Here is a 21,366-nt window from a genome sequence, read left to right on the forward strand (position 1 = left end):
CTCACACTCCTAAGTCTAGATTGCTAAGGAGGGAGTGGATTCCATACATCACGTTAGGAAGAGAGTTGAGCGCAAGTTCAAGCCCTGTTATTTGACTTACTTTTCCTCATGCCTAGAGTTCCAACAACGTAGCTAAATTTTCTAGTCCACAACAGACTGACTTTCAATAACAGTTACGCACGAATATTTTGTTCAACTAGTTCTAGGCCATTGAATAGTAGAGAACTAAAGGGAAGTTTTTGACTGATAACGAGCCTTGAATCGGAAGCAATGTGTGCTTGCACAGTTTTCAACTAGAAATTGGATTTGAACTGCATTATGTATGCTTTTCAGTTGGCTAGGTAAGGTTCTTGAGATATGCTAAATACATCAATTCGTGCCGGTACGATATTAAAATTGTAGGGATAGTAATGAAACCTAGTGCCTTAATCTCGCCTATTTTACTTGGGCTCTCATTCTCTTCTATAGCCTCTACGCCTGCTTTTGACCACAATAGCAAAATTGGAATGTGTGCGGGCTTAGCTAAAATCGCTTCCATAAAAGTTGATCAAACAAAGCTAGCATCTGCCCTCGATAGAAGTGAAGGGCAAGATAAAGTTCTAGGTGCCATGACTTATGGTGGTGGGTATGCAATGGGTAATGTGGACATGTTCCAATTACTTAAACCTAACACAAAATCAAAACCAGAAGTTGCCAAGTTAATTTTCCAGCAAACGGGTTGTAATATTTACCAATAGGTGCGGAATTGATCTGCTCCAGCAATACTGGACAACTCACTAAGTGATTTTTCAATACGAAAAGTTATCCGTGTGAAGCTAAATTAGTACATAACTAAACACGGAAATGTCCAGAACCTTCATAAGCTGAATTTTCGCCCGTGGCATTTTCTAGTTCAAAAGTCCTCCTTTCCGACTCAGAACCGATCTCAATATGAGTTGTCGGGAGATTTTCATTTACCCTCCCGACATCAAACGGATGCATAGCTGATCTTCCTAGCGACTTACAACGTAAGAGGCTCGTTAAAAGGGAGAAAACATTATGGCCACCGTCTATGTCAGCATCGGAAGCAACATTAACCGCGAACATCACATCACAGAATCTCTCAAAGCGTTGAATAGTCACTTTGCACCTCTGAACATTTCTAATTTCTACGATTGTGAGCCTGTTGGTTTTGAAGGGGACAACTTCCTAAACCTAGTCGCAGGGTTTGAATGTGACCTTTCTATCGCTGAACTGGCTAAGGTTCTGCATCAAATCGAATTAGAAAATGACCGCAAGCGAGAAACTAAAGAATATGCCTCGCGCACGATGGATATCGATATCCTTCTTTACGGTAACGAAGTAGGCATTATTGATGGAGTAGAGCTGCCTCGAGGTGAAATCACCGAGTACGCTTTTGTGCTTCGACCGTTAGTTGATGTTGCCGCGCAAGAACGTCATCCCACTCTAGATATCTCTTTTCAGCATCTCTGGAACAACTTCGATCAGCTGAGTCAGAAAACCGAACTTATACCGTTCGAGGTCAGCTTCACTTAGTCCCTGTAACTGCTTTAAACAGAACGCTTGAGCTTTATTGATCTTTTCCTCTAATAGGCACGTAACTCACTCTACCTTCTAAGGATCGGAAACTGTTATGAATCACAATGCGATTATCACCATCACAAATCTCAGATTAAGAACCTTCATCGGCTTCAACGAAGAAGAAAAAACCAAGCAGCAAGACATCGTCATAAATGCGGAGATCCATTATCCCGCGAACAACCTTTGCCTCTCTGATGATGTGGAGAACGCACTTAACTACAAAAATATCTGCAAAAAAATTATTGAACATGTTGAATCTGGACGGTTTCTGCTTTTAGAAAAGTTAACCAGCGACGTACTCGGTATTTGTATCGACCATTCATGGGTCCGATACGCTCAGGTGAGAATTGACAAGCCTCATGCTCTACGTTTCGCCGATTCCGTCTCGCTCACCCTGAGCTATGAAGCAGAACTTGAAGATTAACTCATAAGGAGCGACTCAATGCTAACCATAGAAGCTGAAAAAGTAAGAGAAGCTTTGCTCGAAAAGGGACTAGAAACCCCGATGACATCGAGCGAAATGAACCCCGACCAGAAGTACAACCGCATCAAAGGGCTTTTGACGGAAGTTGTCAGTACGCTCGGGCTGGATTTAACCGATGACAGTCTCGCTGAAACACCTCATCGCATTGCAAAGATGTACGTTCACGAGATATTTTCAGGGCTCGACTACAATAACTTCCCAAAAATTAGTGTTATCGACAACAAAATGTCAGTTGATGAAATGGTTAAGGTATCGGATATAGATTTAACTTCGACGTGCGAACATCACTTCATCACCATCGATGGTTTAGCACAAGTGGCTTATATCCCAGAATCCAAGATTCTTGGGCTATCTAAAATAAACCGTATTGTTCGATTCTTTGCTCAGCGTCCGCAGGTTCAAGAACGCCTTACTCAACAAATCCTGGTCGCTATACAGGCTCTGGTTGAAACAGAAAATGTGGCTGTGACGATTAAAGCAACTCACTACTGCGTTAAATCGAGAGGCGTTATGGACGCTAACTCTGAAACCACCACAACCGCGCTTGGTGGCAGTTTCAAAACTAACCCTCAAACTAGAGCTGAGTTTTTACGATGAGTGAAACGATTCTAATAACTGGAGTGGGGAAGCGTTTAGGATTCGCTCTGGCGCAGCAACTTATATCTGACGGATACAAAGTCGTTGGCACTTACCGAAGCGACTATCCCCAGCTGAAAATACTGCGCGACAGTGGAGCCGACTTGCAACAGGTAGATTTTTATCAACAAAGTAGCTTAGAGGGTTTTTTGCATTATGTTGGTCAAGAATATAAGGCGATTCGAGCCATCATCCATAACGCTTCCGACTGGCAACCGGAGAACAAGACAAACCCCAGTGAAAACGCATTACAAATCATGAACCAGATGATGACGGTTCACGCTACCGTGCCTTATCTGGTTAACTTAACGCTCAAAGACCAATTAATGTCTGGCGATAAAACGTCGGACATCATCCACATCAGTGATTACGTTGCGGAAAAAGGCAGTAAAAAACACATCGCTTACGCGGCCAGTAAAGCCGCACTCAACAACTTGACGCTGTCGTTCTCAGCGATGCTGGCTCCCAAGGTGAAAGTCAATACTCTCTCTCCTGCCATGATAAAATTCAATGAACATGATGACGAGGCGTACAAAACCAAAGCTCTGAAAAAAGCACTGATTCCCTCAGAGGCAGGCTTTGAAGAAGTGATAGATGGCATTAAGTTTGTTTTGGCTAGTCACTATATGACAGGAAGGACTTTGCACCTTGATGGCGGCAGGCACTTGAAGTGAAGTTCATGCGTTGTGATCTTGAGGCAGGATAGTCAACTAATCTATTCGTCTTTCATATCGTCTAACTACATTTTTTTAAGTTGTCCCTCGACACTTTTTGGGTTTTAGACATTAGAACGTGTTTGCATGGGCGACTCACCAAACAACTGCTTGTAGCTTTGGCAAAAATATCCCAGATGAAAAAAACCAAAGTCAAAGGCGATTTCATTGATGCACCGTTGTTCGCTCGGATTTTGCAGAATGCGCCGTACCTGGTTGAGACGTACATTTTGTATAAATTGTTTTGGTGATATGTCACAACAGGACTCAAAGGTGTATTGCAGCGTACGGCGACTGACATAAACCGCATCGCACAGTTCAGACACGGTGACGGGTTTACGGTACTGCGAGTTATCTAGGTACTGCCTAATTCGACGCATTGTGTTCTCACGCTGTGAGGCATTGGTTTTTTGCATATTTTGATTAGACGATTGAGCGAACAATTCGACCAACATATCTTGAACAATGGATTGATGAGTTTGAAAAGACCAGCGAGATTGACTCGGGGAGAGTAGTAAGCTCAAGTAAGCTTTTATTTGTTGGGTGTAGTGTTGAGAGCAACCAAGAAAGTGGCTCTTGCTGTTTAATGATTCAATCTCTAGCTGTTGCTGAATCATTTCAACCAGTGAAGGGCTTATGACTAACCCATAAATAGAAAAGGTTTCTGGCGTAAGTAGCTCAAAATCCGCCCCAGCCTCACGGATCAAAATACTATCAGGATTACCTTGTGCGTAATTGATGTGTAAAGGTCTATCGTTAGCACTGATCCCTAACCAAATCCCTTCATTAATACGACATTGCTGCTTGAGTTTTCGGTTGCTGTCTTCTCGAAATAGGTGCACGTGAGAAAATTTTCGTTCACGGATCTGACCTAGAAAACTTCCTTGACTCAGTTGGTCATATTCTTGCTGCCAGTTAAAGAGGCTGGCTGCCTGCTGATTTGCATCAAATGTGTTGAATGTGCACAAATTAGGTGCATAACGCATCAATTCTTCATCCTTTCTCATCATTCCATGACCTACCCATGTGACCCATATTAGTACAGTGTGTCTTTAAGTTTATGTTTATTAATGCTTTTTTATGTTTGCCGATTCTTGATATTCATTCGGTTCAAAAATCGCTTAATTACTCATATATACAAAAGGTTATTGAGCAAGAACTGAACCAGTTTATGAAGAGGGAATTTATGACAGCAGCTTATCGCCGACAACAAGGGCACCTGGTTTTTAACTTTGAGTCGTTAGCAGATCTGATGGCAAAGGCTACGCCAGAGCGTTCAGGGGATGTTTTGGCTGGTGTATCTGCGACTTCTGCTGCAGAGCGTGTTGTAGCTCAGATGACACTGGCAGACTTGCCCCTAAAGACGTTTTTAAATGAAGCGGTGATCCCTTATGAAAGTGATGAAGTTACTCGTTTAATCATTGATAGCCATGATAGAGAGGCGTTTAAAGCGATTGATCACCTTACAGTGGGAGACTTTCGGAACTGGCTGCTAAGTGATGAAGCCGATAGTCTCACGCTTGCAAAGCTGCGTCCTGGTTTAACTCCAGAAATGGTGGCTGCAGTGAGTAAGATCATGCGTAATCAGGATTTGATCCAAGTCGCCAAAAAATGTCGGGTAGTGACTGCGTTTCGTAACACCATTGGCTTGCCTAGTCGTTTATCCACCCGTTTACAGCCCAATCATCCAACCGATTCTCTCAATGGCATTGCCGCCAGTATTTTTGATGGTTTGATGTATGGCAATGGTGATGCTGTGATCGGCATTAATCCCGCAACAGATAATGTACCACAGGCAATTAAGTTGATGAATCTGATGGAAGAGGTCATTCAACACTACCAGATCCCGACCCAATCTTGCGTATTAACCCATGTTACAAACACGATTGAAGCGATTGAGATGGGCGCTCCGGTGGATCTCGTCTTTCAATCTATTGGTGGCACTCAAGGTACGAACGACACCTTTGGTATTAACCTTTCGATCCTTAAAGAAGCAAACGAAGCGGCGCTTTCGCTGAACCGAGGCACCGTTGGAAGTAACGTCATGTACTTTGAAACAGGGCAAGGAACATCTCTCTCTGCCAATGCTTTTCATGGTGTGGACCAACAAACTTGTGAGACACGGGCTTATGCCGTAGCGCGTCATTTTAATCCATTGTTGGTTAATACCGTGGTCGGCTTTATCGGCCCTGAATATCTCTTTGATGGAAAACAGATTATTCGAGCAGGGCTTGAGGACCATTTTTGTGGCAAATTGCTTGGCCTGCCGATGGGGTGTGATATCTGCTATACCAACCATGCCTATGCCGATCAAAATGATATGGATAACTTACTGACATTGCTCGGTGTCGCTGAGTGCTCGTTCATTATGGGGATTCCGGGTTCCGATGACATCATGCTCAATTATCAAACAACCTCGTTTCATGATGCACTTTATGCACGCAAGGTGTTGGGTTTAAAACCTGCGCCGGAGTTTGAGGAGTGGCTAACTCAGATGCAGATTTTTGATGATGTAAAAGATGTGCGCCTAAATGAACGACTCTCCGGCTCATTTGCTGGCGCTCTAGCACAACTTAATGGAGGCCCCGCACATGGGTAAGGTGGTCTCTATGGCAAAACATTCTGCTTCTAAGTTGGTAACTCAAAACCCTTGGCACGAGCTTAAAGGTTTTACATCGGCACGTATTGCACTGGGTCGAAGTGGAAATAGCGTTCCAACTAAAGAGTTGCTTTCATTTCAACTCGACCATGCACAGGCGATGGATGCCGTTCATTGTGCTTTAGATGTGGATTCATTGGTTGAGCTCATCGCTCAATCAAACTCGGTCATTCAACACACTTCTCAGGCACCAATTAAGGCGCACAGCAAAGCGACAGACAGATTCATGTATTTGCAAAGGCCGGATCTTGGTCGTGAGCTTGATGACGTCTGTTGGAATCAGTTGCAAGCCGTTCTTCATTCAGAGTCTCCCCCGTTTGATCTCGCGATAGTAGTGGCTGATGGCTTGTCTTCAATTGCCATTCAAAATCATGCAAATCCAGTCATTGAGCATCTGCTTTCTTTATTAGGGGAAGACGAAGTGCCGTGGCATGTTGCTCCTATTACTGTTGTGAGGCAGGGCCGAGTGGCAATAGGAGATGATGTTTGCGAGTGCTTACAAGCCAAGATGGTGGTGGTTTTGATTGGTGAACGCCCGGGACTGACCTCTCCAGATAGCATGGGTATGTACCTGACTTGGCAGGCAAGAAGAGGAGCAAAAGACTCTGATAGGAACTGCATTTCTAATATTCGCCCACAGGGGTTGGCTTATGAAGATGCGTGTAAGCGAGCGGTATACCTATTGAAGGAAGCTCGTCGGCTAGAGCTTTCTGGGGTCAACCTTAAAGACCGTTCGAGTATCGAGGAAGAAGGTGGTGAGCAGTTAGAAGACAAGCACACAGGCAATTTTTTAATTGGATAAAAGACAAAAATAGAGGGATTTACAATGTCAGAACATCAGGAATATTTGGCGCAAAGACAACTTAAAAGGGGCACTGCTGGGTGGATTTTGCTAGCAGGGTTAGGCGTTTCATACGTGATCTCTGGTGACTTTGCAGGCTGGAACTTTGGTATCGGTCAAGCTGGCTGGGGAGGCTTTCTTATTGCTGCAATTGCTATGGCGGTGATGTACTTTACCCTTGTCCTTTCTTTGGCGGAGATGTCTGCGGCTATTCCCGCTGCAGGAGGTGGCTATAGTTTTGCTCGACAAGCCATGGGACCAACGGGGGGATTTTTTACCGGCTTATCCGTCTTAATTGAGTATGCCCTTGCACCTGCCGCGATTGTCATTTTTATTGGCTCAGCGGTGAATGAACTAATGGGTATCGATGGTCCTCTTGTTTACGCGATCTTTTATGCCATCTTTATCGGTATTCATATGGCAGGGGTAGGAGAAGCTCTGAAAGTCATGATGGTCATCAGTGGGTTAGCCGTACTAGCAATTCTTATGACAGCAGGCGTATTGGTTAGTGAGTTTGATGCTAATAATCTGTTTGATATCGCTCCGGCAACCGCACAAGCCACAGAACTACTTCCTTTTGGTTGGTATGGTGTATGGGCGGCACTACCGTTTGCAATGTGGCTTTTTCTTGCGGTAGAAGGGGTTCCACTGGCTGCTGAAGAGGCGAAAAACCCGGCCAAGGATGTACCCAAAGGTATTATCGGCGCAATGTTATTCTTACTGGTCACCGCTACCTTAGTCGTTCTGCTGCTTGCGGGCGCTGTGGGTTCTGAAGCGATTGCGAATAGTGCCGTTCCTCTAGTCGATGCCTTGAAGTTGACCGGTAATCCAACCGTTGCAACGGCTGTTAATATACTAGGACTTGCAGGACTTATTGCTTCATTCTTCTCGATTATCTACGGTTATAGCCGCTTAGTGTTTGCATTGTCTCGTGCGGGTTACTTGCCTCAAAGCTTGTCGCTTACAAACAAAAACAAAGTGCCTGCTCGTGCTTTAGTAGTGCCGGGTGTGTTTGGTTTTGCTGTGTCATTGACCGGAGAAGGCGACCTGATCTTGGCGATGGCGGTAGTGGGGGCGACAGTGTCTTATGCATTAATGTCGCTTAGTCATATATTGTTGCGTATCAAGCAACCAGAGCTTCACCGTCCATACAAAACACCGGGTGGCATGCTGACTTCCGGCACTTCACTAGTGCTGTCGCTTATTGCAATGACGGGTGTTTATGCTTTTGACCCATCTGCATTCTTTATGACTATGGGACTCTTTGTGATTGGTGGTGCTTATTATGGCCTATATAGCCGTAATAAATTGGTCGCATCGACCGCTGAGGAAGAGTTTGAGATGCTGTCGGTTGCAGAGAAAGAGCTTGAGGCTACTAATTAGATTCAATTTCTAATGGTATTTAAGGCTCTAGTGCTTTGCTGGAGCCTTTATTACACTACTTGTAGTAACTTGCGTGTAAACCCCAATCGCCATCACCTCTAACGATAAATATTAATTTAGAAATAGTGCTGTTTTAGGATCATTTTCTTGGAACGTTTTTGTCCAGACACTTGTCATGATTTTTTATAACGAGTTAGATTCATAGCGACGAGCCCCGAAGTTCATTGATAGTGAAGTTTTCATCGCGCTAATCATGTCGATTGCCTTTCTCTAAAGATAAGTTGAAATGATGCAAAGGAAGAATTCGGCATAGATTATGAATGGGATTGATTCAGTAGACGGAATATATGATTCACTAGTAATTAGGATGAATTACTGTTCGCATGTGTATATGTAGCCTACTCCAGACTAATTTCCCTCACACCCCAACACTGCCACAAACGCATCCAAATACTTTTCTATAGTTAAATCCGCAGAAACGGGCGGTAGTTCTACAGTAATGCACGGTAGGTTTCTTTCCTGACACCATGTGCCGAATGAGCCTGGGGTTTCGTAATCGACGTCTTCGACGAGCGGCAGGTTGAATTGCTTGCCTAGCCAAATGGCGAGTTCCGATTGAGTGGGATCGTCGACCATGGCGAGCGGCTCGTGGAAAGAGATGACGAATTTAGGTTGGCGTTGTTCGATGAGGTTTATGAGCGATTGCACTTCAGGTTCAAGTTGTTCGGCTTGCCCGGTTTTCACTTTTACATCTCTGACTGGGGTGTGAGAACTCCAGCGATAGACGGTGCCGTTTTCTGTCCAGTTTTGAGTTGGAAAGGCGCGGTTTAGATCGACTTGGTTTGCGTTGGCGCGAGTGCCTAATTGATTGCCATCTGGGTTCATCGACAGAATCACATCGTGTCGCAAGTTGGCGGCTGGCAAGCTTCTCAGCGCACAAGATAATCCCGCAATAGAAGCGGTTTCATCACCGTGTGTGCCTGCTAAGATCAGCCCGCGAGACTCGCTTTCTATTTGCGCGGGGAAATAGAGCAAAGGCGCACCCAACACCGATTTCCCATATGACAGCGGCTTTATTGAAAACGCAGCTCTTTCCGTTCTTGGAATTAAACTCACCTTAATCTCCTGATTGATCAAGTACTATCAAGTATTCACTATTGGCTATATTAATCGTTAACTAAGTCCATTAGATGAAACCCTTTAAATAAACCATAGCGTCAAAACTCGTCAACCGTCGCATTGTTAATTTTATTACTTGCTTCAAAGATAGGCTAGGAGAGCAAACAAACATGGATTTTAAAAAACATTCAACGGCTTTACTCATTTCATTTTTATTGACCCCTTTTATATCAGTGACTGCCGCTGCTGAAACCTTACCTGCTGGTGTTTCGCTGGCAAAAGACCAACACTTAGTTCGTGCTAATGATGCAGAAGCGGTGACGCTTGACCCTGCGAAAGCAGAAGGCCTGCCGGAAATGCATATTCTACGTGACCTCTTTGAGGGTTTAGTGATTCAAGATCGCGATGGCAATATTACTCCAGGTGTCGCGGAATCTTGGGAAACCGAAGACAACCAGACGTTTGTATTCCACCTACGTAAAGACGCGAAATGGTCGAATGGCGATCCAGTGACGGCCGATGATTTCGTGTATGCGATAAGACGCGCGGTCGATCCTAAAACGGCATCGCCGAATGTTTGGTATCTCAAGCTTACTCAAATCAACAACATTGCTGACGTAGCCGAAGGCAAAAAGCCCGTTGAAGAGTTAGGTATCTCTGCCGTCGATAAACACACGGTGAAATTCGAACTCGATAGTAAAGTGCCTTACTTTGTGGCGATGACAGGCCACACATCCATGATGCCAGTGCACAAAGTAACCCTAGAAAGTAGTGACAAGCCGTGGAGCGATCCTAAGCAATTTGTTGGTAATGGTGCATTCGTACTAGATGAGTGGGTGGTGAACGAGCGCATTGAGCTTAAGAAGAACCCGACGTACTGGGACAGTTCAGATACCCACTTAACCGAAGTAACTTATATTCCGTTTGAGAATCAGAATGCCTCGATTAACCGTTATGCGGTGGGCGAGGTCGATATTACTTCGGACGTGCCTACACACATGGCGCAGCAGCTTAAAAGCAAATATCAAGATGCGTTTACCACAGTGCCTCTGTTGTGTACTTACTACTACGCATTCAATACTACGCGACCACCTTTTGATGATGCGCGAGTACGTAAAGCTGTCTCTTATTCTATGATGCGTGACGTTATCACCAATGGTGTGACTCAGGTGGGCAACTTACCGGCTTATACCTTTGCTCATGAGTACACGGCTGGTTTTGATGCAACACAACCTGAATACAGCACGTGGACTCAAAAGGAACGAGACCAAAAGGCGAAGGAGCTGTTGAAAGAAGCGGGCTACGATGCGTCTAACCCATTGGATTTCAAACTGCTTTACAATACCAGTGAATCGAACAAGTCGATTGCAGTGGCGATTGCATCAATGCTGAAAGGCAACTTAGGCGCACAAGTTGAACTAGAAAACCAAGAGTGGAAGTCTTACTTGGTATCGCGTCGCCAAGGTGATTTTGATGTGATGCGCGCCTCTTGGTGTGGTGACTACAATGAAGCATCAACCTTCTTGAGCCTGTTGCGTTCTGGCTCTTCAGGTAACTTTGCTCGCTACAACAATGAAAAGTACGACGCAGCAATGGATAGCGCACTAGCCGCAACCAGCGAACAAGATCGCCAAGGTTTCTACGACCAGGCAGAACAGTTACTGGCAGAAGACATGCCGATCGCGCCAATTTACTACTACATGCAGGCTCGTCTAGTACGACCAAGTGTTGGTGGTTTTGCGAAGAACAATGTAGAAGGGCATATCTATTCTAAGGATCTCTACATCAAAGAGTAATTGCGTTTGATTCACGCGGCGACACACCGCTAAGAACATGAAATAAAGAAAAGGGACGTTGATCATAAATATCTGATCAACGTCCCTTCGTCATTAATCTGTAACGGTAAGCGCAAAAAACTGAAACCTGATTGAAGTATTTTTCACTTTTATTTCAATCAGGTGAAGCCATGTTACCCCCTCTACGTGCCCTTGTTGCGTTCGAAGCTGTTGCCCGCCTCGGTTCTATTGGCGCTGCTGCGCGCGAGCTTTGTGTTACCCAAGCTGCGGTGAGTCAGCAGCTTAAAAGTTTAGAAACCTTTCTCGATACCACATTGTTTGAGCGCAGCTCCAAAGGCGTAAAGCTAACGTCAGCTGCTCAGCATTATCAACCGATTGTGGCAGGCTCACTTGCTCACCTTAAATTGCAGACTCAAATCTTGTTCGGGGAAAAAGAAACCGACGTGTTGAGCCTGCGCGTTAATCACACTTTTTGCCATAACTGGCTGTTACCTCGCCTGCCATCTTTTTATCAAAAATACCCTTTTATCAGGCTCGATATTCAGCTGGTGGACTGGCCATCAACCAATCCTTGTCAGAATGTCGATATCGAACTAACCAACGGCAAGGTCGAAAGCGAAGACACCCATAGTGAGCGACTGTTTCAGGAGCATAGGTAACTGGTGTGCAGCCCTTTCAGAGAAATTACGCTCAGCAATTCAGAAGATCAAACTTGAGCAACAACCAACTCTAACAATTAAGTCTAGTTTTGGTATTAGCTTGCTATCAGAAAAGGAAAAGTGGAAAGACTGTGCGATCGCGCGCTTTATCAAGCAAAGCTAAAAGGACGAAATACAATTGTGATTGAAGAGTCATACCCGGCATCAACAAAAGCGATCGGCAGCTCTTAGTTTGACTAAGAGCCAACATCCACACAAATTATTTTTGGCATGTTTAGCCCTAAAAGGCTTTCGTCGTGCAAAGTGATGACGAAAATCGGTAAATAAAAGTCAAAAATAAAAACGCGAGCGGTAGATTGCGATTTATGTTGGTGCTACGTTATGAGCAATTTATAACATATAAGTCATGACACATTAGACTGAGAGATAGCAGCTAACGATGAACAAGACAAAAAGATATCCGGCCAGCATAGTATTCAGCTACCTAATACTTTCATCTTTATGGGTTTTATTTTCTGATCTCGCGGTTGAATCATTATCAAATGACTTGCGTGAACATGCCTTAGCACAGACAGTCAAAGGTCTGGTATTTATCATTCTAACGTCTGCTCTGTTATGGGTAATGGTTCGGAAAAATAATCGCGATTTAGAGAGCGCCAACGATCTTGATAGTGTCACCGGACTTCATAGCCCTTCAGTCTTTTATCGATATTTAAATAAAAGACTGAAAAATTCTCAAGCCAGTGACCATTATGTCCTCTTCTTATTAGACATTGATAACTTCAAATCTGTCGCTGACCAGATCGGATTCGAGAATACTAATTCATTTTTAAAAGATATCGCACGATCTATTGAACTTCCTATAGAGCATCAACCGCTTTCATCACGAGTGCACTCAGATGGCTTCGCGTGCTTGGTTAAACTCAACCACACGGAGCATATTGAATCCTACATTGCCCTCGTACATCGTAGATTTAACCAGTGTGCTTATCGTTATGATATCCACGCCACTTGTTGTATTGGCGCTGCTCTATTCCCCTCGGATGGGAATAATGCCAAGCAACTCATGGCATCTGCTACCCACGCCTTAACTGAAGCAAAGAAAAGCAAGGACACGATTGAATTTCATGACCCAAAACTCACTGAGCTTGAACGTCAACGTCAAGAAATGGTGCAAGAATTACGTAAAGCGATTGATGACAAAGCGATTGATATTGTGTTTCAGCCTAAATTCAACATTGAAAGTAGACTCGTCGCAGGTGTGGAGGTGTTGTCTCGTTGGACGCATGAGCGCTATGGTGTCGTTTCACCGGATATCTTTGTCGCGCTAGCAGAAGAGAATTATTTTTGTCGTGATTTGACTACGTTAGTTCTAGAGAAGACTGCGTCACAACTTAGGGCTAATGGCTTGCTAGGGAATGAGCTTAATAGTGTCTCGGTCAATATTTCAGCGGTAGAGCTAAATAGCGTTGATGACATGAACCATCTGGACGAATATCTACGAAAGGATCCCGAGTTTGCTCGCTTACTTTGTCTGGAAATCACTGAAACCGCTATTTTGAAAGATATAGATCAGTGTGCAATCGCTGTTCAGAAGTTAAAAAAACAAGGGGTGTCCTTTTCGATAGATGATTTTGGTGTTGGCTACACGTCTTTTGGTATATTTAGCAAATTGGATGTAGATGAAATCAAAGTCGATCGCAGTTACATCAGTGGGTTAGAAGATGATTATCGTTCTAGAGCTATAACGTCTGGTATCATTGATATAGCGCGAGGGTTTGGCATTAGTGTTGTGGCTGAAGGGGTTGAAAATGCTCAACAACTGTCAATTTTGAAAACGTTAAATTGCGAACAAGCCCAAGGTTATTATCTGGGCTACCCGATGCCATATAAGCAGTTGAAAGAAAGTCTCACCTCTGAAATAGAACCATGTTCAACAACATAACTTAATACTTTTTCATCTAGGCTACAGAGATACAGATGACTTGTATCGAGAAGGATGCTGTTGGCCTAACTATAAGAAATCCCCATTCGCTGACAAAACGAATGGGGATTTTAGTTACTAGGGGGTAGTAATTTTATCTGTTAACTTGTTTCAGGTTTTAGATAGCCACCATAGTCGCGGCTTTCTTCATTGCTTCCTTGGTTGAACACTCAATCACGTTCGCGTTAGCAAAGCGGTGAGCGTCTTTCACTTGAATATCGTGAGCCAAGATAACCAGTTTCGCGTTTGCGACATCTAAGTCAGTGATGCGGTTTTGAATGCCGTTTTGACCTTGTGTTTCTACCTTAATCTTAAGGCCTGCTGCCGCCCCTGCTTTTTCTAGTGCTTTGGCTGCCATGAAGGTGTGTGCAACACCAGAAGGGCAACATGTTACTGCTACGATGTCGTACTCGCCTTCGCCTGCTACAGGTGCTGTTTGAGCTTGAACTGGCGCTGCTTCAGCCATGTCTTCTTCCGTTTCAACCGCAACTGGTTTCCAGAAGCCAACGATAACCGCTGTGGTTAGTGAGCCAAGCGCAATACCGACCACGTACATAGGGATGTTGCTTGATACAGGTGCAGTGATTAGGCCGCCCCATGGTGCATGAAGTAGGATGTCTGTCATGAAACCAAACACACAGCCAACGATACCACCTGCAACGATTGAAGGAAGAACACGCATTGGGTCGTTCGCTGCGAATGGGATAGCACCTTCAGAGATACCGATAGAGCCCATGATTGCTGCTGCTTTACCTGCTTCTTGTTCTTGTTTAGAGAACTTGTTTTTGAATAGGAAAGTTGCCAGTGCCATACCTAGAGGTGGTGTACAAATCGCGATGCCTACGCCGCCCATTAACCATGGTTGTGTGTCTACTTGAGTTTGAGCAAATAGGGTCGCTACTTTGTTGATAGGGCCGCCCATATCAAATGCCGTCATACCACCAAGGATTGTGCCCAGAACCATCTTAGATGCACCCGCCATTGACGCTAGGAACTCGTTCATTGAAGCCATGAACAGTTTGATTGGCTCACCGATGCCCCACAGTACGATACCTGCCGAGATTAGCGTACCAACAAGCGGGTAGATGAAGTAAGCACCTAGTGCAGTCATGTTAGTAGAAAGTGGGATCTTCTTAAGTTGAAGTACCACGCCACCTGCGATGAAGCCAGCAACGATACAGCCAAGGAAGCCGCCTCCCATGTCTGCCATAATGCCAGAAGAGATCATCGCTGGCGCTAGTGCTGGTTTGTCTGCAATGGAGTAACCAATAAAGCCGCCAAGAATGATTGGGAAAAGAACAAGGCCCTTGATACCGATGTTAGAGATGTCTGCCAGCAAGCCGTCTGCTGGAACCGCACCTTTACCCGATGCCATGACCGCTAACGCCAACAGAACACCACCGGCTACGATGAAAGGCAGCATGTGTGATGTACCGAAAAGCAGGTGACCTTTCATGGTACTAAGGAGTTTTTTATAGTCGCTACTACTATTTTTATTATTAGAATTGCTACTGGTATTCGTAGCTTGATTTGCTAGGGTACTCATAATTGTCTACGCCTTATGAATTAATTAAAATATTAAGGATTTGATGTTCATCTTTTGCGTTATGGATATCTTGAATAAATTCATTACTGAATTTTCCAAATAGTTCTTGTAGTACATAAATATGATGGTCAGCACCGTTGTCTGGTGAAGCAATCATAAAAAATACGGTTGGGTTAATACCGTCTTCATCGCCATACTCAATGCCTTCTCGCTTTACACCAACAGCAATTGCTGGCTCAGTTACTGCCTTGCTTTTTGAGTGTGGGTAAGCGATGCCGTCCATTGAGGTGATGCTTTGAGATTCACGAATTTCGATGTCTGCCAAGAAGGCTTCTTTACTGCTGATTCGGTTATTCTCAAATAACATGCCTGCCAATTCTTCAAACAGTTCTTTTTTATTATTTGCTTGAAGGTTGTTATTAATTAAGTTGACGTTAGTTAGCTGTGTGATCATTTATTAACTCATTCACTATTGAAGTTCTTGAATTAAAATTAATGGATTAACTCGATTCGCGAAATAGCAAATAAAAGCCCTTCACTGTACATTTGTATCCAGCAAAATTAAGTGTGATTTGCATCATTCATCCAGTGTGAGATGGGTCATATTTGATGGAACACTTCGGTGTTGAAATAACTTTCTGTAGGAAGAAAAGATCTGTAGAAACCGAAAAACTGTAGAAACAAAAAATGCCCCGCAAAAGCAGGGCATGAAGAGTGTGTTGTGAGTTGTTAGAAAGCTAACTGTAAGCGCGCGCTACTCGGCCAACGCAGTCCAGTTTGTAGCTCTCTGCGTAAGCAGGAATAAACACCGACTGGCCTTTCTCTATCACGCAGGTTTCGCCACATTGGTGAGTGAGCACCATAGATTCGTCGAGCGGCAATAGGATCTCGGCACCTTCGGTAGTGATCCGTCGCTGATGTGAGTTTTGCACGATAGAGAACTTAAAATCCTCGACTGGAATTTGGTATTCCATCACATCACCTTGCTCTATCGGGCTGAGCAGTAACCTATCCGCAGGCTTTTCCTTAAATCGAGTACAAGAAACCAGTTCATTCACGTCCATGTATTTAGGCGTTAACCCAGCGCGCAATACATTGTCTGAGTTCGCCATGATCTCTAAGCCCGTGCCTTTGATGTAAGCGTGGGGCGTCTCGGCATCCAGATACATGGCTTGCCCCGGCTTTAGCGTGATAACGTTCAATAGCAGCGGAGCAAACAGGCCGACATCCCCCGGATACTGTTGTTCCAACTCTGAAATCAACTGGAACACAGGGGCATCTGAAAGTTTCGCCTTCATCAACAACATGGTCAGCGCCATGCCTTTTTGTTCACCTTGCAAAGACAATAAACTCGCGAAGAAGCTCGCTAATCCATTAGGCGTTTGATCGCCCGCGAGGTCGTTAACCATCGAGTGCAGCTCAGGAATATCGAGGTAATGGAAGTGCTCAAGGATCTCGCTGATCGACCTAAAGCCATTCATCGCCGTGTAGTCCGTTAGGGCATACACCAGTTCTGGCTTATGATTAGGATCCTTGTAGTTACGATTGCCAGCTGTCATTGGAATGCCTTGCTGCTCTTCAAGAGCATAGCCAGATTCCGCTTGCTGTTTGTTTGGATGTACTTGAACAGACAGCGCTTTCTCAGCCGCTAATACCTTGAAAAGATAAGGTAACTCGCCAAAGCGACTCGCCACTTTCTCGCTTAGAAACAAGTTTAGGTTCTTAGAAATCAAGCTCGACAATGTGGTCTGTTGCCCGTTATCAGTCACCATTGAGCAACCATTGGGGTGTGCGCCCATCCAAATCTCCGCTTGTGGCTCACCAGATTGGTTATCAATACCAAACAGTTGGCTAAACGAAGACGGGCTACCCCATGCGTAGTTTTGAATCACGTTGGTCATAGGGTAGAAAAAGCGTTGTACGAACGAGTCGTTCGCTAAAGAAAAATCAGACATCGAAATCACCATGAAGGGAAACATGGCTTGAGCTCTACTCGGCTTAATGAAATGCGAGACTAGAGTGGGCTCAAGCCATTGGAGTTGAAATGGCTTAAGCCGCTGCTGTTGCTAGCTTGGCTTTGCGTAGATTTTTAAGTGCGATACAAGTAACCGCAGTTACGCCTGCACCAGACGCCATGCACAACAGTGCTAGCAGTGGGTAGTTCATTGCGCCAAGTAGAGCGACCACTGGACCACCGTGAGCAACACTGTTGGTGATACCAAACGAGAACGCCATTACCGCAGCAGTCATTGAGCCAAGCACGTTGGCTGGGATAACTGACATTGGATCTTGAGCCGCGAATGGAATCGCACCTTCAGAGATACCCACCAAGCCCATCGCGCCTGCTGCTTTACCTGCTTCAATCTCAGAAGATTCGAATAGGTCGAACTTACGGCCAAGTCTGGTTGCGATAGCCATACCAAGGGGAGCGACAGGGATTGCACACGCCATTGCACCCATGAACTGAGTTTGACCGCTGGCAATCATGCCGACTGAGAATAGGAACGCCACCTTGTTGAACGGGCCGCCCATATCAAAGCCGGCCATGCCACCAAGGACAATACCAAGCAGAACCACGTTGCCTGTACTCATGCTGGTTAGCAGTGCAGTAAGAGCATCCATCAGCCCAGCGATAGGTGCGCCAATAACAAAAATGAACAAACCTGCGATGAACAAAGAGCCAGTGATCGGAGCGATCATGATAGGCACAAGCGGTTGAACGAATTTGTGGTAGTTAAACGAAGTAATCCATTTAACGAAGTAACCCACTAATAAACCCGCGATGATTGCGCCAATGAAGCCAGTACCTGCGTCAGCGCCATAGAAAGAACCGTTGTTGGCAATCCAGCCGCCAATTAAGCCAGGGGTTAGGGCAGGGCGGTCAGCAATCGCGTAAGCAATGTAGCCAGCCAAGATTGGGATCATCAGGGTGAAGGCCACCACACCCACCTCTAGGATTTGGTTCCACATGCTGCCAGCAGGAATTGCCATGCCAGATTCACTCGGCTCACCGCCAATGGCTAGTGCTAGGGCAATCAAAAGACCGCCCGTCACCACGAATGGGATCATGTGAGATACGCCATTCATCAAGTAACGGTAAAGGTCTGAACGTGCTTGCGAGGCTTTCTCTGCAACAGATTGGTTGGTCGGTGCTTGTTCTGCTTGGTAGCTTGGCGCGTTGAGTGCTTGCTTAATCAAGCCTTGCGCGTCTTTGATTGGCGCTTTTACGTTGGTTTTGATAACGCATTTTCCGGCAAAGCGAGCCATGTCGACCTGTTTGTCACAAGCCACCACAATCGCATCTGCGCGTTCGATCTCTTCTCGAGTTGGGCTGTTCTTAACGCCAATAGAACCGTTGGTTTCGACCTTGATGTCGTAGCCAAGAGCCGCCGCGCCTTTTTCTAGTGCTTCGGCTGCTAAATATGTGTGTGCGACGCCAGCTGGGCAGCCTGTCACACCAATGATGAAGCCTTGCTTCTCAACATTGGTTTCTGTCTCAGCAGGTTCAGGTTTGGTAAGCAGTAGCTCTAATGCCGCTTGTTCAGATTGAGCATTCATGAAGTTTTCAATGAAACCTTCTTCAATCAATTTTGAAGAAAGCTCTGCCAGTACTTCGATGTGGTGATTATCGCCGCCATCAGGAGAGGCAATCATGAAGAACAGTTTTGATGGCTGGCCGTCATCGGCGCCGTACTCGATACCCTGTTGATGGACACCGATAACAACCGCGGGTTTGATGACCGCAGCGCTTTTCGCGTGTGGCAGAGCAATACCTTCTTCAAATCCGGTATTACCTTGTTCTTCACGAGCTTTAATGTCGGTAAGGAACTGTGCTTTGTCTGAAATTCGACCTTGTGCGTACAGCACCTCGATCAGCTCTTCAAATACGTCTTCTTTTGAATTAGCGCTAAGCGAAAGCTTAATCAAATTTTGGTTGATCAATGTCGTGATCATAATGAACCCCTACTCTGTTTTTATTTTGTTAGGGGTATTCTGGAATCTACGGCTTGCCTTCTGTAGTGAAGAAAAAATGCATTTACTGGATGATTGTTGCCTTATAAATGGAGTGTGATTTTGATCGGTTAGGAGTGCCTGTTTGGGGGAGTGTTGACAGCTTTTATGAGGTTATAACGCTTTTATTGATAAGGGCTTAGATTGATTTTTCTATCATGATAACAGTGTTCTAAATCTGGCCTTAGACTGGAGATTTATTTCCACTACTGGATTTTTGTAACCTAGATCTCAAATTGTGATTTTGCTCAATAGCGCTATGTTTCACTAAGGAGTATATCTATTCCCGTAGCCTTATTGCTGCTTATAAGAGTTCGAAACAATGATATTTCATGACCTAATCTCGTCGGTATTAAACGAGCGAGAACCGTTTCATAACATCTGGTTTGCGGGAGATTTTCACACGCCTTCAGCATTCAGTTATCAGGTGAACTTTCCGCGTTTAGAGCTGGTGCTCGACGGTGAGTATATTAATGAAATGGAGAGTCATGATCGCAAGATCACCAATGTTGTTGCGAAAGCAGGGGATGCGATTTTCATCCCGCCTAACTGTTGGAACAAGCCGAACTGGGATACTGATTGTTCGGTACTGAGTATGTTGTTTGGGCGTCGTCAGCTTGGTTTAAGCTTGGTGAGCAAGCGCAAAGGGGAAGAGAGCTTCTACGATATCCAAAAGCATAGTATTCAGACTCGCTCTGGCTTTGCGATTGATAATATTTTGGAGGCGCTCAGCTCGTTAGCGCGCGAGAGCAACAAGCAGCCGATGGATGAATTATTGCTGCAAGCGTTGCTTCAATACAGCAAGACGATGCTGGATGCGCCTGTCGAGAAGTCTCACAGCCGCGTACAGGATGTGTATCAAGGGATCTGTATCTATATCCAAGAGAATTTCCACCGCCAGATAACGCGAGACAGCATCGCTTTGCGCTTTAGTATTTCATCCAACCATTTGTCGCGAATGTTTCGTCAACAAGGCCACATGACGCTGGCTGAATATATTACACGTGTGCGAATCGACCGCGCCAAGTTCATGCTCAAGAAATACAATTTCAAGCTCAATGAAGTGTCGGTACGTTGTGGCTTTAAGGATGTGAATTACTTCTGCCGAGTATTCAAAAACCGCACCGGAAGAACCCCGACTGAATATCGAGGATCCATCTAGAACTAACGAGCTGGTAATCAAATCAGACGTGAAGAGATATACATCAACAAGGCTTGTAGGTCGACACTGCTTCGAGTCTTTTGCAGACGTTCATTGACCTGATCGTGAAGCAGGTTTCGAGTTAGGTTGGTCGCCGCGACAATGTGCTCACGCTGTGGCTTGGTTGGCAGAACAAGAGCAATGGCCACATGCACTTCGCCGATACGTGATGCCCAGTCAATTGGGTCGTCACTGACGATAACCGCAATCGAGAGATCTTGAGTCGATTCAAACATCACATGCGGCAGTGCGATACCTGGTGACACGCAGGTTGAAGAGCGTTCTTCTCGCTTAATAAATGCCAGAATCAATTCATCTGGGTCTTCTGGGTAAACAAGGTGAGCGAGCCCTTTCAAGCACTCAAATTTGGTCAGTTGGGTTTGCGCCTTAGCGTGGTGCCATTTGATATCACAAGGTGGGCATATTTGTGGCATTCGCTGAATTAGATCGCTAGAGAACTCATGGCTCACCTGTGAGCCAACCATGTCGTAATGCTCTGCAATTATGTCTTTGAGAACGAAACAGGCAAGCTCCGCATCAATACCGACCGCGGTTATCTGGCACAAATCACCACGAAGTAAACCTACTTGCAGCATCGCGACGGATTTGGAGAGATCAGCGGTTCGATTTTGAGTGATGTTGATAATGCGGATGTTGCTTTTGAATTTCTTCGCTAAGCGAGTCAGCGGCTGCGCGACATGTGAGTTCGCGGCAGGATCGTTAACGAAGAAGGTGATCTGGTATTCGTTCATG

18 protein-coding genes and 2 pseudogenes are annotated in these 21,366 nt (G+C 45.1%); 13 read left to right on the plus strand and 7 right to left on the minus strand.

The genetic code is table 11. The annotated features are described in order from the left end of the window. Nucleotides 1-410 precede the first annotated feature (410 nt). The 5 genes from AB6D58_RS20675 to folM all read left to right on the plus strand — a co-directional run bounded on the left by AB6D58_RS20675 (nt 411) and on the right by folM (nt 3,375). Entirely contained in the window at nt 411-737 is a 327-nt protein-coding gene (locus tag AB6D58_RS20675; RefSeq protein WP_108121574.1) for a hypothetical protein, read from the plus strand. A 301-nt stretch (nt 738-1,038) separates the two neighbouring features. Then, nucleotides 1,039-1,536, plus strand: a complete 498-nt coding sequence (folK, locus tag AB6D58_RS20680; protein ID WP_372158312.1) for a 2-amino-4-hydroxy-6-hydroxymethyldihydropteridine diphosphokinase — start codon at nt 1,039-1,041, stop codon at nt 1,534-1,536. Between the two features lie 97 nt (nt 1,537-1,633). Beyond that, a complete protein-coding gene (gene folX / locus AB6D58_RS20685; RefSeq protein WP_017067658.1) occupies nt 1,634-2,005 on the plus strand; it encodes a dihydroneopterin triphosphate 2'-epimerase in 372 nt (123 codons plus the stop codon). Between the two features lie 18 nt (nt 2,006-2,023). Next, on the plus strand, nt 2,024-2,662 hold the full coding sequence (gene folE, locus AB6D58_RS20690) for a GTP cyclohydrolase I FolE (protein WP_372158315.1): 639 nt from the start codon (nt 2,024-2,026) through the stop codon (nt 2,660-2,662). Continuing rightward, nucleotides 2,659-3,375 carry a dihydromonapterin reductase gene (folM, locus tag AB6D58_RS20695; RefSeq protein ID WP_372158317.1) on the plus strand — a complete coding sequence of 239 codons (717 nt, stop codon included), beginning with the start codon at nt 2,659-2,661 and terminating at the stop codon, nt 3,373-3,375. The genes folE and folM overlap by 4 nt, the downstream gene beginning before the upstream one ends. A gap of 104 nt (nt 3,376-3,479) precedes the next feature. Here folM and AB6D58_RS20700 read toward each other — a convergent pair whose 3' ends face one another. Beyond that, a complete protein-coding gene (locus tag AB6D58_RS20700; RefSeq protein ID WP_017067657.1) occupies nt 3,480-4,400 on the minus strand; it encodes a helix-turn-helix domain-containing protein in 921 nt (306 codons plus the stop codon). A 200-nt stretch (nt 4,401-4,600) separates the two neighbouring features. Here AB6D58_RS20700 and AB6D58_RS20705 point away from each other — a divergent pair, with 200 nt between their 5' ends. The 3 genes from AB6D58_RS20705 to eat are packed head-to-tail and all read left to right on the plus strand — an operon-like array spanning nt 4,601 to nt 8,297. Further along, complete coding sequence (locus AB6D58_RS20705; RefSeq protein WP_017061645.1) at nt 4,601-6,013, plus strand: ethanolamine ammonia-lyase subunit EutB; 1,413 nt, start codon at nt 4,601-4,603, stop codon at nt 6,011-6,013. Further along, a complete protein-coding gene (gene eutC, locus AB6D58_RS20710) occupies nt 6,006-6,875 on the plus strand; it encodes an ethanolamine ammonia-lyase subunit EutC (RefSeq protein ID WP_017067008.1) in 870 nt (289 codons plus the stop codon). Before AB6D58_RS20705 ends, eutC begins: the two co-directional genes overlap by 8 nt. Nucleotides 6,876-6,899: 24 nt before the next feature. Next, the gene (gene eat / locus AB6D58_RS20715; RefSeq protein ID WP_017061647.1) at nt 6,900-8,297 is read left to right on the plus strand and encodes an ethanolamine permease; all 1,398 of its coding nucleotides are present in this window, start codon (nt 6,900-6,902) and stop codon (nt 8,295-8,297) included. 408 nt (nt 8,298-8,705) lie between these two features. On the opposite strand, the gene mpaA is transcribed toward eat, so the two are convergent. Continuing rightward, entirely contained in the window at nt 8,706-9,413 is a 708-nt protein-coding gene (mpaA, locus tag AB6D58_RS20720; protein ID WP_372158320.1) for a murein tripeptide amidase MpaA, read from the minus strand. 173 nt (nt 9,414-9,586) lie between these two features. On the opposite strand from mpaA, the gene AB6D58_RS20725 reads away from it, so the two are divergent. The 4 genes and pseudogenes from AB6D58_RS20725 (at nt 9,587) to AB6D58_RS20740 (ending at nt 13,816) form a co-directional block, all read left to right on the plus strand. Next, a complete protein-coding gene (locus AB6D58_RS20725) occupies nt 9,587-11,212 on the plus strand; it encodes an ABC transporter substrate-binding protein (protein WP_372158323.1) in 1,626 nt (541 codons plus the stop codon). A 170-nt stretch (nt 11,213-11,382) separates the two neighbouring features. Next, a pseudogene (locus AB6D58_RS20730) lies at nt 11,383-11,868 on the plus strand (LysR family transcriptional regulator); the annotation flags it as partial. Between the two features lie 10 nt (nt 11,869-11,878). Further along, a pseudogene (locus AB6D58_RS20735) lies at nt 11,879-12,102 on the plus strand (GGDEF domain-containing protein); the annotation flags it as partial. A 208-nt stretch (nt 12,103-12,310) separates the two neighbouring features. Continuing rightward, nucleotides 12,311-13,816 (plus strand): bifunctional diguanylate cyclase/phosphodiesterase, encoded by a 1,506-nt coding sequence (locus tag AB6D58_RS20740; RefSeq protein WP_102393945.1) that lies wholly within the window; start codon nt 12,311-12,313, stop codon nt 13,814-13,816. Between the two features lie 157 nt (nt 13,817-13,973). Here AB6D58_RS20740 and AB6D58_RS20745 read toward each other — a convergent pair whose 3' ends face one another. From AB6D58_RS20745 to AB6D58_RS20760, 4 genes are all read right to left on the minus strand, one after another. Next, nucleotides 13,974-15,401: a fructose-specific PTS transporter subunit EIIC gene (locus AB6D58_RS20745; protein WP_372158325.1), complete on the minus strand. Its 1,428-nt coding sequence runs from the start codon at nt 15,399-15,401 to the stop codon at nt 13,974-13,976. A 13-nt stretch (nt 15,402-15,414) separates the two neighbouring features. Beyond that, nucleotides 15,415-15,855 carry a PTS sugar transporter subunit IIA gene (locus tag AB6D58_RS20750; protein ID WP_372136275.1) on the minus strand — a complete coding sequence of 147 codons (441 nt, stop codon included), beginning with the start codon at nt 15,853-15,855 and terminating at the stop codon, nt 15,415-15,417. Nucleotides 15,856-16,138: 283 nt separating this feature from the next. Then, nucleotides 16,139-17,356: a mannose-6-phosphate isomerase, class I gene (gene manA / locus AB6D58_RS20755; protein WP_016785547.1), complete on the minus strand. Its 1,218-nt coding sequence runs from the start codon at nt 17,354-17,356 to the stop codon at nt 16,139-16,141. 94 nt (nt 17,357-17,450) lie between these two features. Then, complete coding sequence (locus tag AB6D58_RS20760; RefSeq protein WP_372158327.1) at nt 17,451-19,355, minus strand: fructose-specific PTS transporter subunit EIIC; 1,905 nt, start codon at nt 19,353-19,355, stop codon at nt 17,451-17,453. Between the two features lie 379 nt (nt 19,356-19,734). Between AB6D58_RS20760 and AB6D58_RS20765 the strand changes: the two genes are divergently transcribed. Next, on the plus strand, nt 19,735-20,574 hold the full coding sequence (locus tag AB6D58_RS20765) for a helix-turn-helix transcriptional regulator (protein ID WP_017061655.1): 840 nt from the start codon (nt 19,735-19,737) through the stop codon (nt 20,572-20,574). Between the two features lie 17 nt (nt 20,575-20,591). Here AB6D58_RS20765 and AB6D58_RS20770 read toward each other — a convergent pair whose 3' ends face one another. Continuing rightward, nucleotides 20,592-21,365, minus strand: a complete 774-nt coding sequence (locus tag AB6D58_RS20770; RefSeq protein ID WP_017064943.1) for a PTS sugar transporter subunit IIA — start codon at nt 21,363-21,365, stop codon at nt 20,592-20,594. Between the last annotated feature and the right edge of the window lies 1 nt (nt 21,366).

Origin of the sequence: Vibrio sp. 10N.239.312.D08, from assembly GCF_041466145.1 — a bacterium.
In the GTDB taxonomy this organism is placed as follows: domain Bacteria; phylum Pseudomonadota; class Gammaproteobacteria; order Enterobacterales; family Vibrionaceae; genus Vibrio; species Vibrio crassostreae_C.

Coding starts and splice junctions, on each gene's coding strand:
- AB6D58_RS20700 (WP_017067657.1), bottom strand. CDS start 4,400: ATGCGTTATGCACCTAATTTGTGCACATTCAACACATTTGATGCAAAT.
- eutC (WP_017067008.1), top strand. CDS start 6,006: ATGGGTAAGGTGGTCTCTATGGCAAAACATTCTGCTTCTAAGTTGGTA.
- AB6D58_RS20745 (WP_372158325.1), bottom strand. CDS start 15,401: ATGAGTACCCTAGCAAATCAAGCTACGAATACCAGTAGCAATTCTAAT.
- eat (WP_017061647.1), top strand. CDS start 6,900: ATGTCAGAACATCAGGAATATTTGGCGCAAAGACAACTTAAAAGGGGC.
- AB6D58_RS20740 (WP_102393945.1), top strand. CDS start 12,311: ATGAACAAGACAAAAAGATATCCGGCCAGCATAGTATTCAGCTACCTA.
- AB6D58_RS20760 (WP_372158327.1), bottom strand. CDS start 19,355: ATGATCACGACATTGATCAACCAAAATTTGATTAAGCTTTCGCTTAGC.
- AB6D58_RS20705 (WP_017061645.1), top strand. CDS start 4,601: ATGACAGCAGCTTATCGCCGACAACAAGGGCACCTGGTTTTTAACTTT.
- AB6D58_RS20725 (WP_372158323.1), top strand. CDS start 9,587: ATGGATTTTAAAAAACATTCAACGGCTTTACTCATTTCATTTTTATTG.
- AB6D58_RS20770 (WP_017064943.1), bottom strand. CDS start 21,365: ATGAACGAATACCAGATCACCTTCTTCGTTAACGATCCTGCCGCGAAC.
- AB6D58_RS20765 (WP_017061655.1), top strand. CDS start 19,735: ATGATATTTCATGACCTAATCTCGTCGGTATTAAACGAGCGAGAACCG.
- folE (WP_372158315.1), top strand. CDS start 2,024: ATGCTAACCATAGAAGCTGAAAAAGTAAGAGAAGCTTTGCTCGAAAAG.
- folX (WP_017067658.1), top strand. CDS start 1,634: ATGAATCACAATGCGATTATCACCATCACAAATCTCAGATTAAGAACC.
- AB6D58_RS20750 (WP_372136275.1), bottom strand. CDS start 15,855: ATGATCACACAGCTAACTAACGTCAACTTAATTAATAACAACCTTCAA.
- AB6D58_RS20675 (WP_108121574.1), top strand. CDS start 411: ATGAAACCTAGTGCCTTAATCTCGCCTATTTTACTTGGGCTCTCATTC.
- manA (WP_016785547.1), bottom strand. CDS start 17,356: ATGTCTGATTTTTCTTTAGCGAACGACTCGTTCGTACAACGCTTTTTC.
- folK (WP_372158312.1), top strand. CDS start 1,039: ATGGCCACCGTCTATGTCAGCATCGGAAGCAACATTAACCGCGAACAT.
- folM (WP_372158317.1), top strand. CDS start 2,659: ATGAGTGAAACGATTCTAATAACTGGAGTGGGGAAGCGTTTAGGATTC.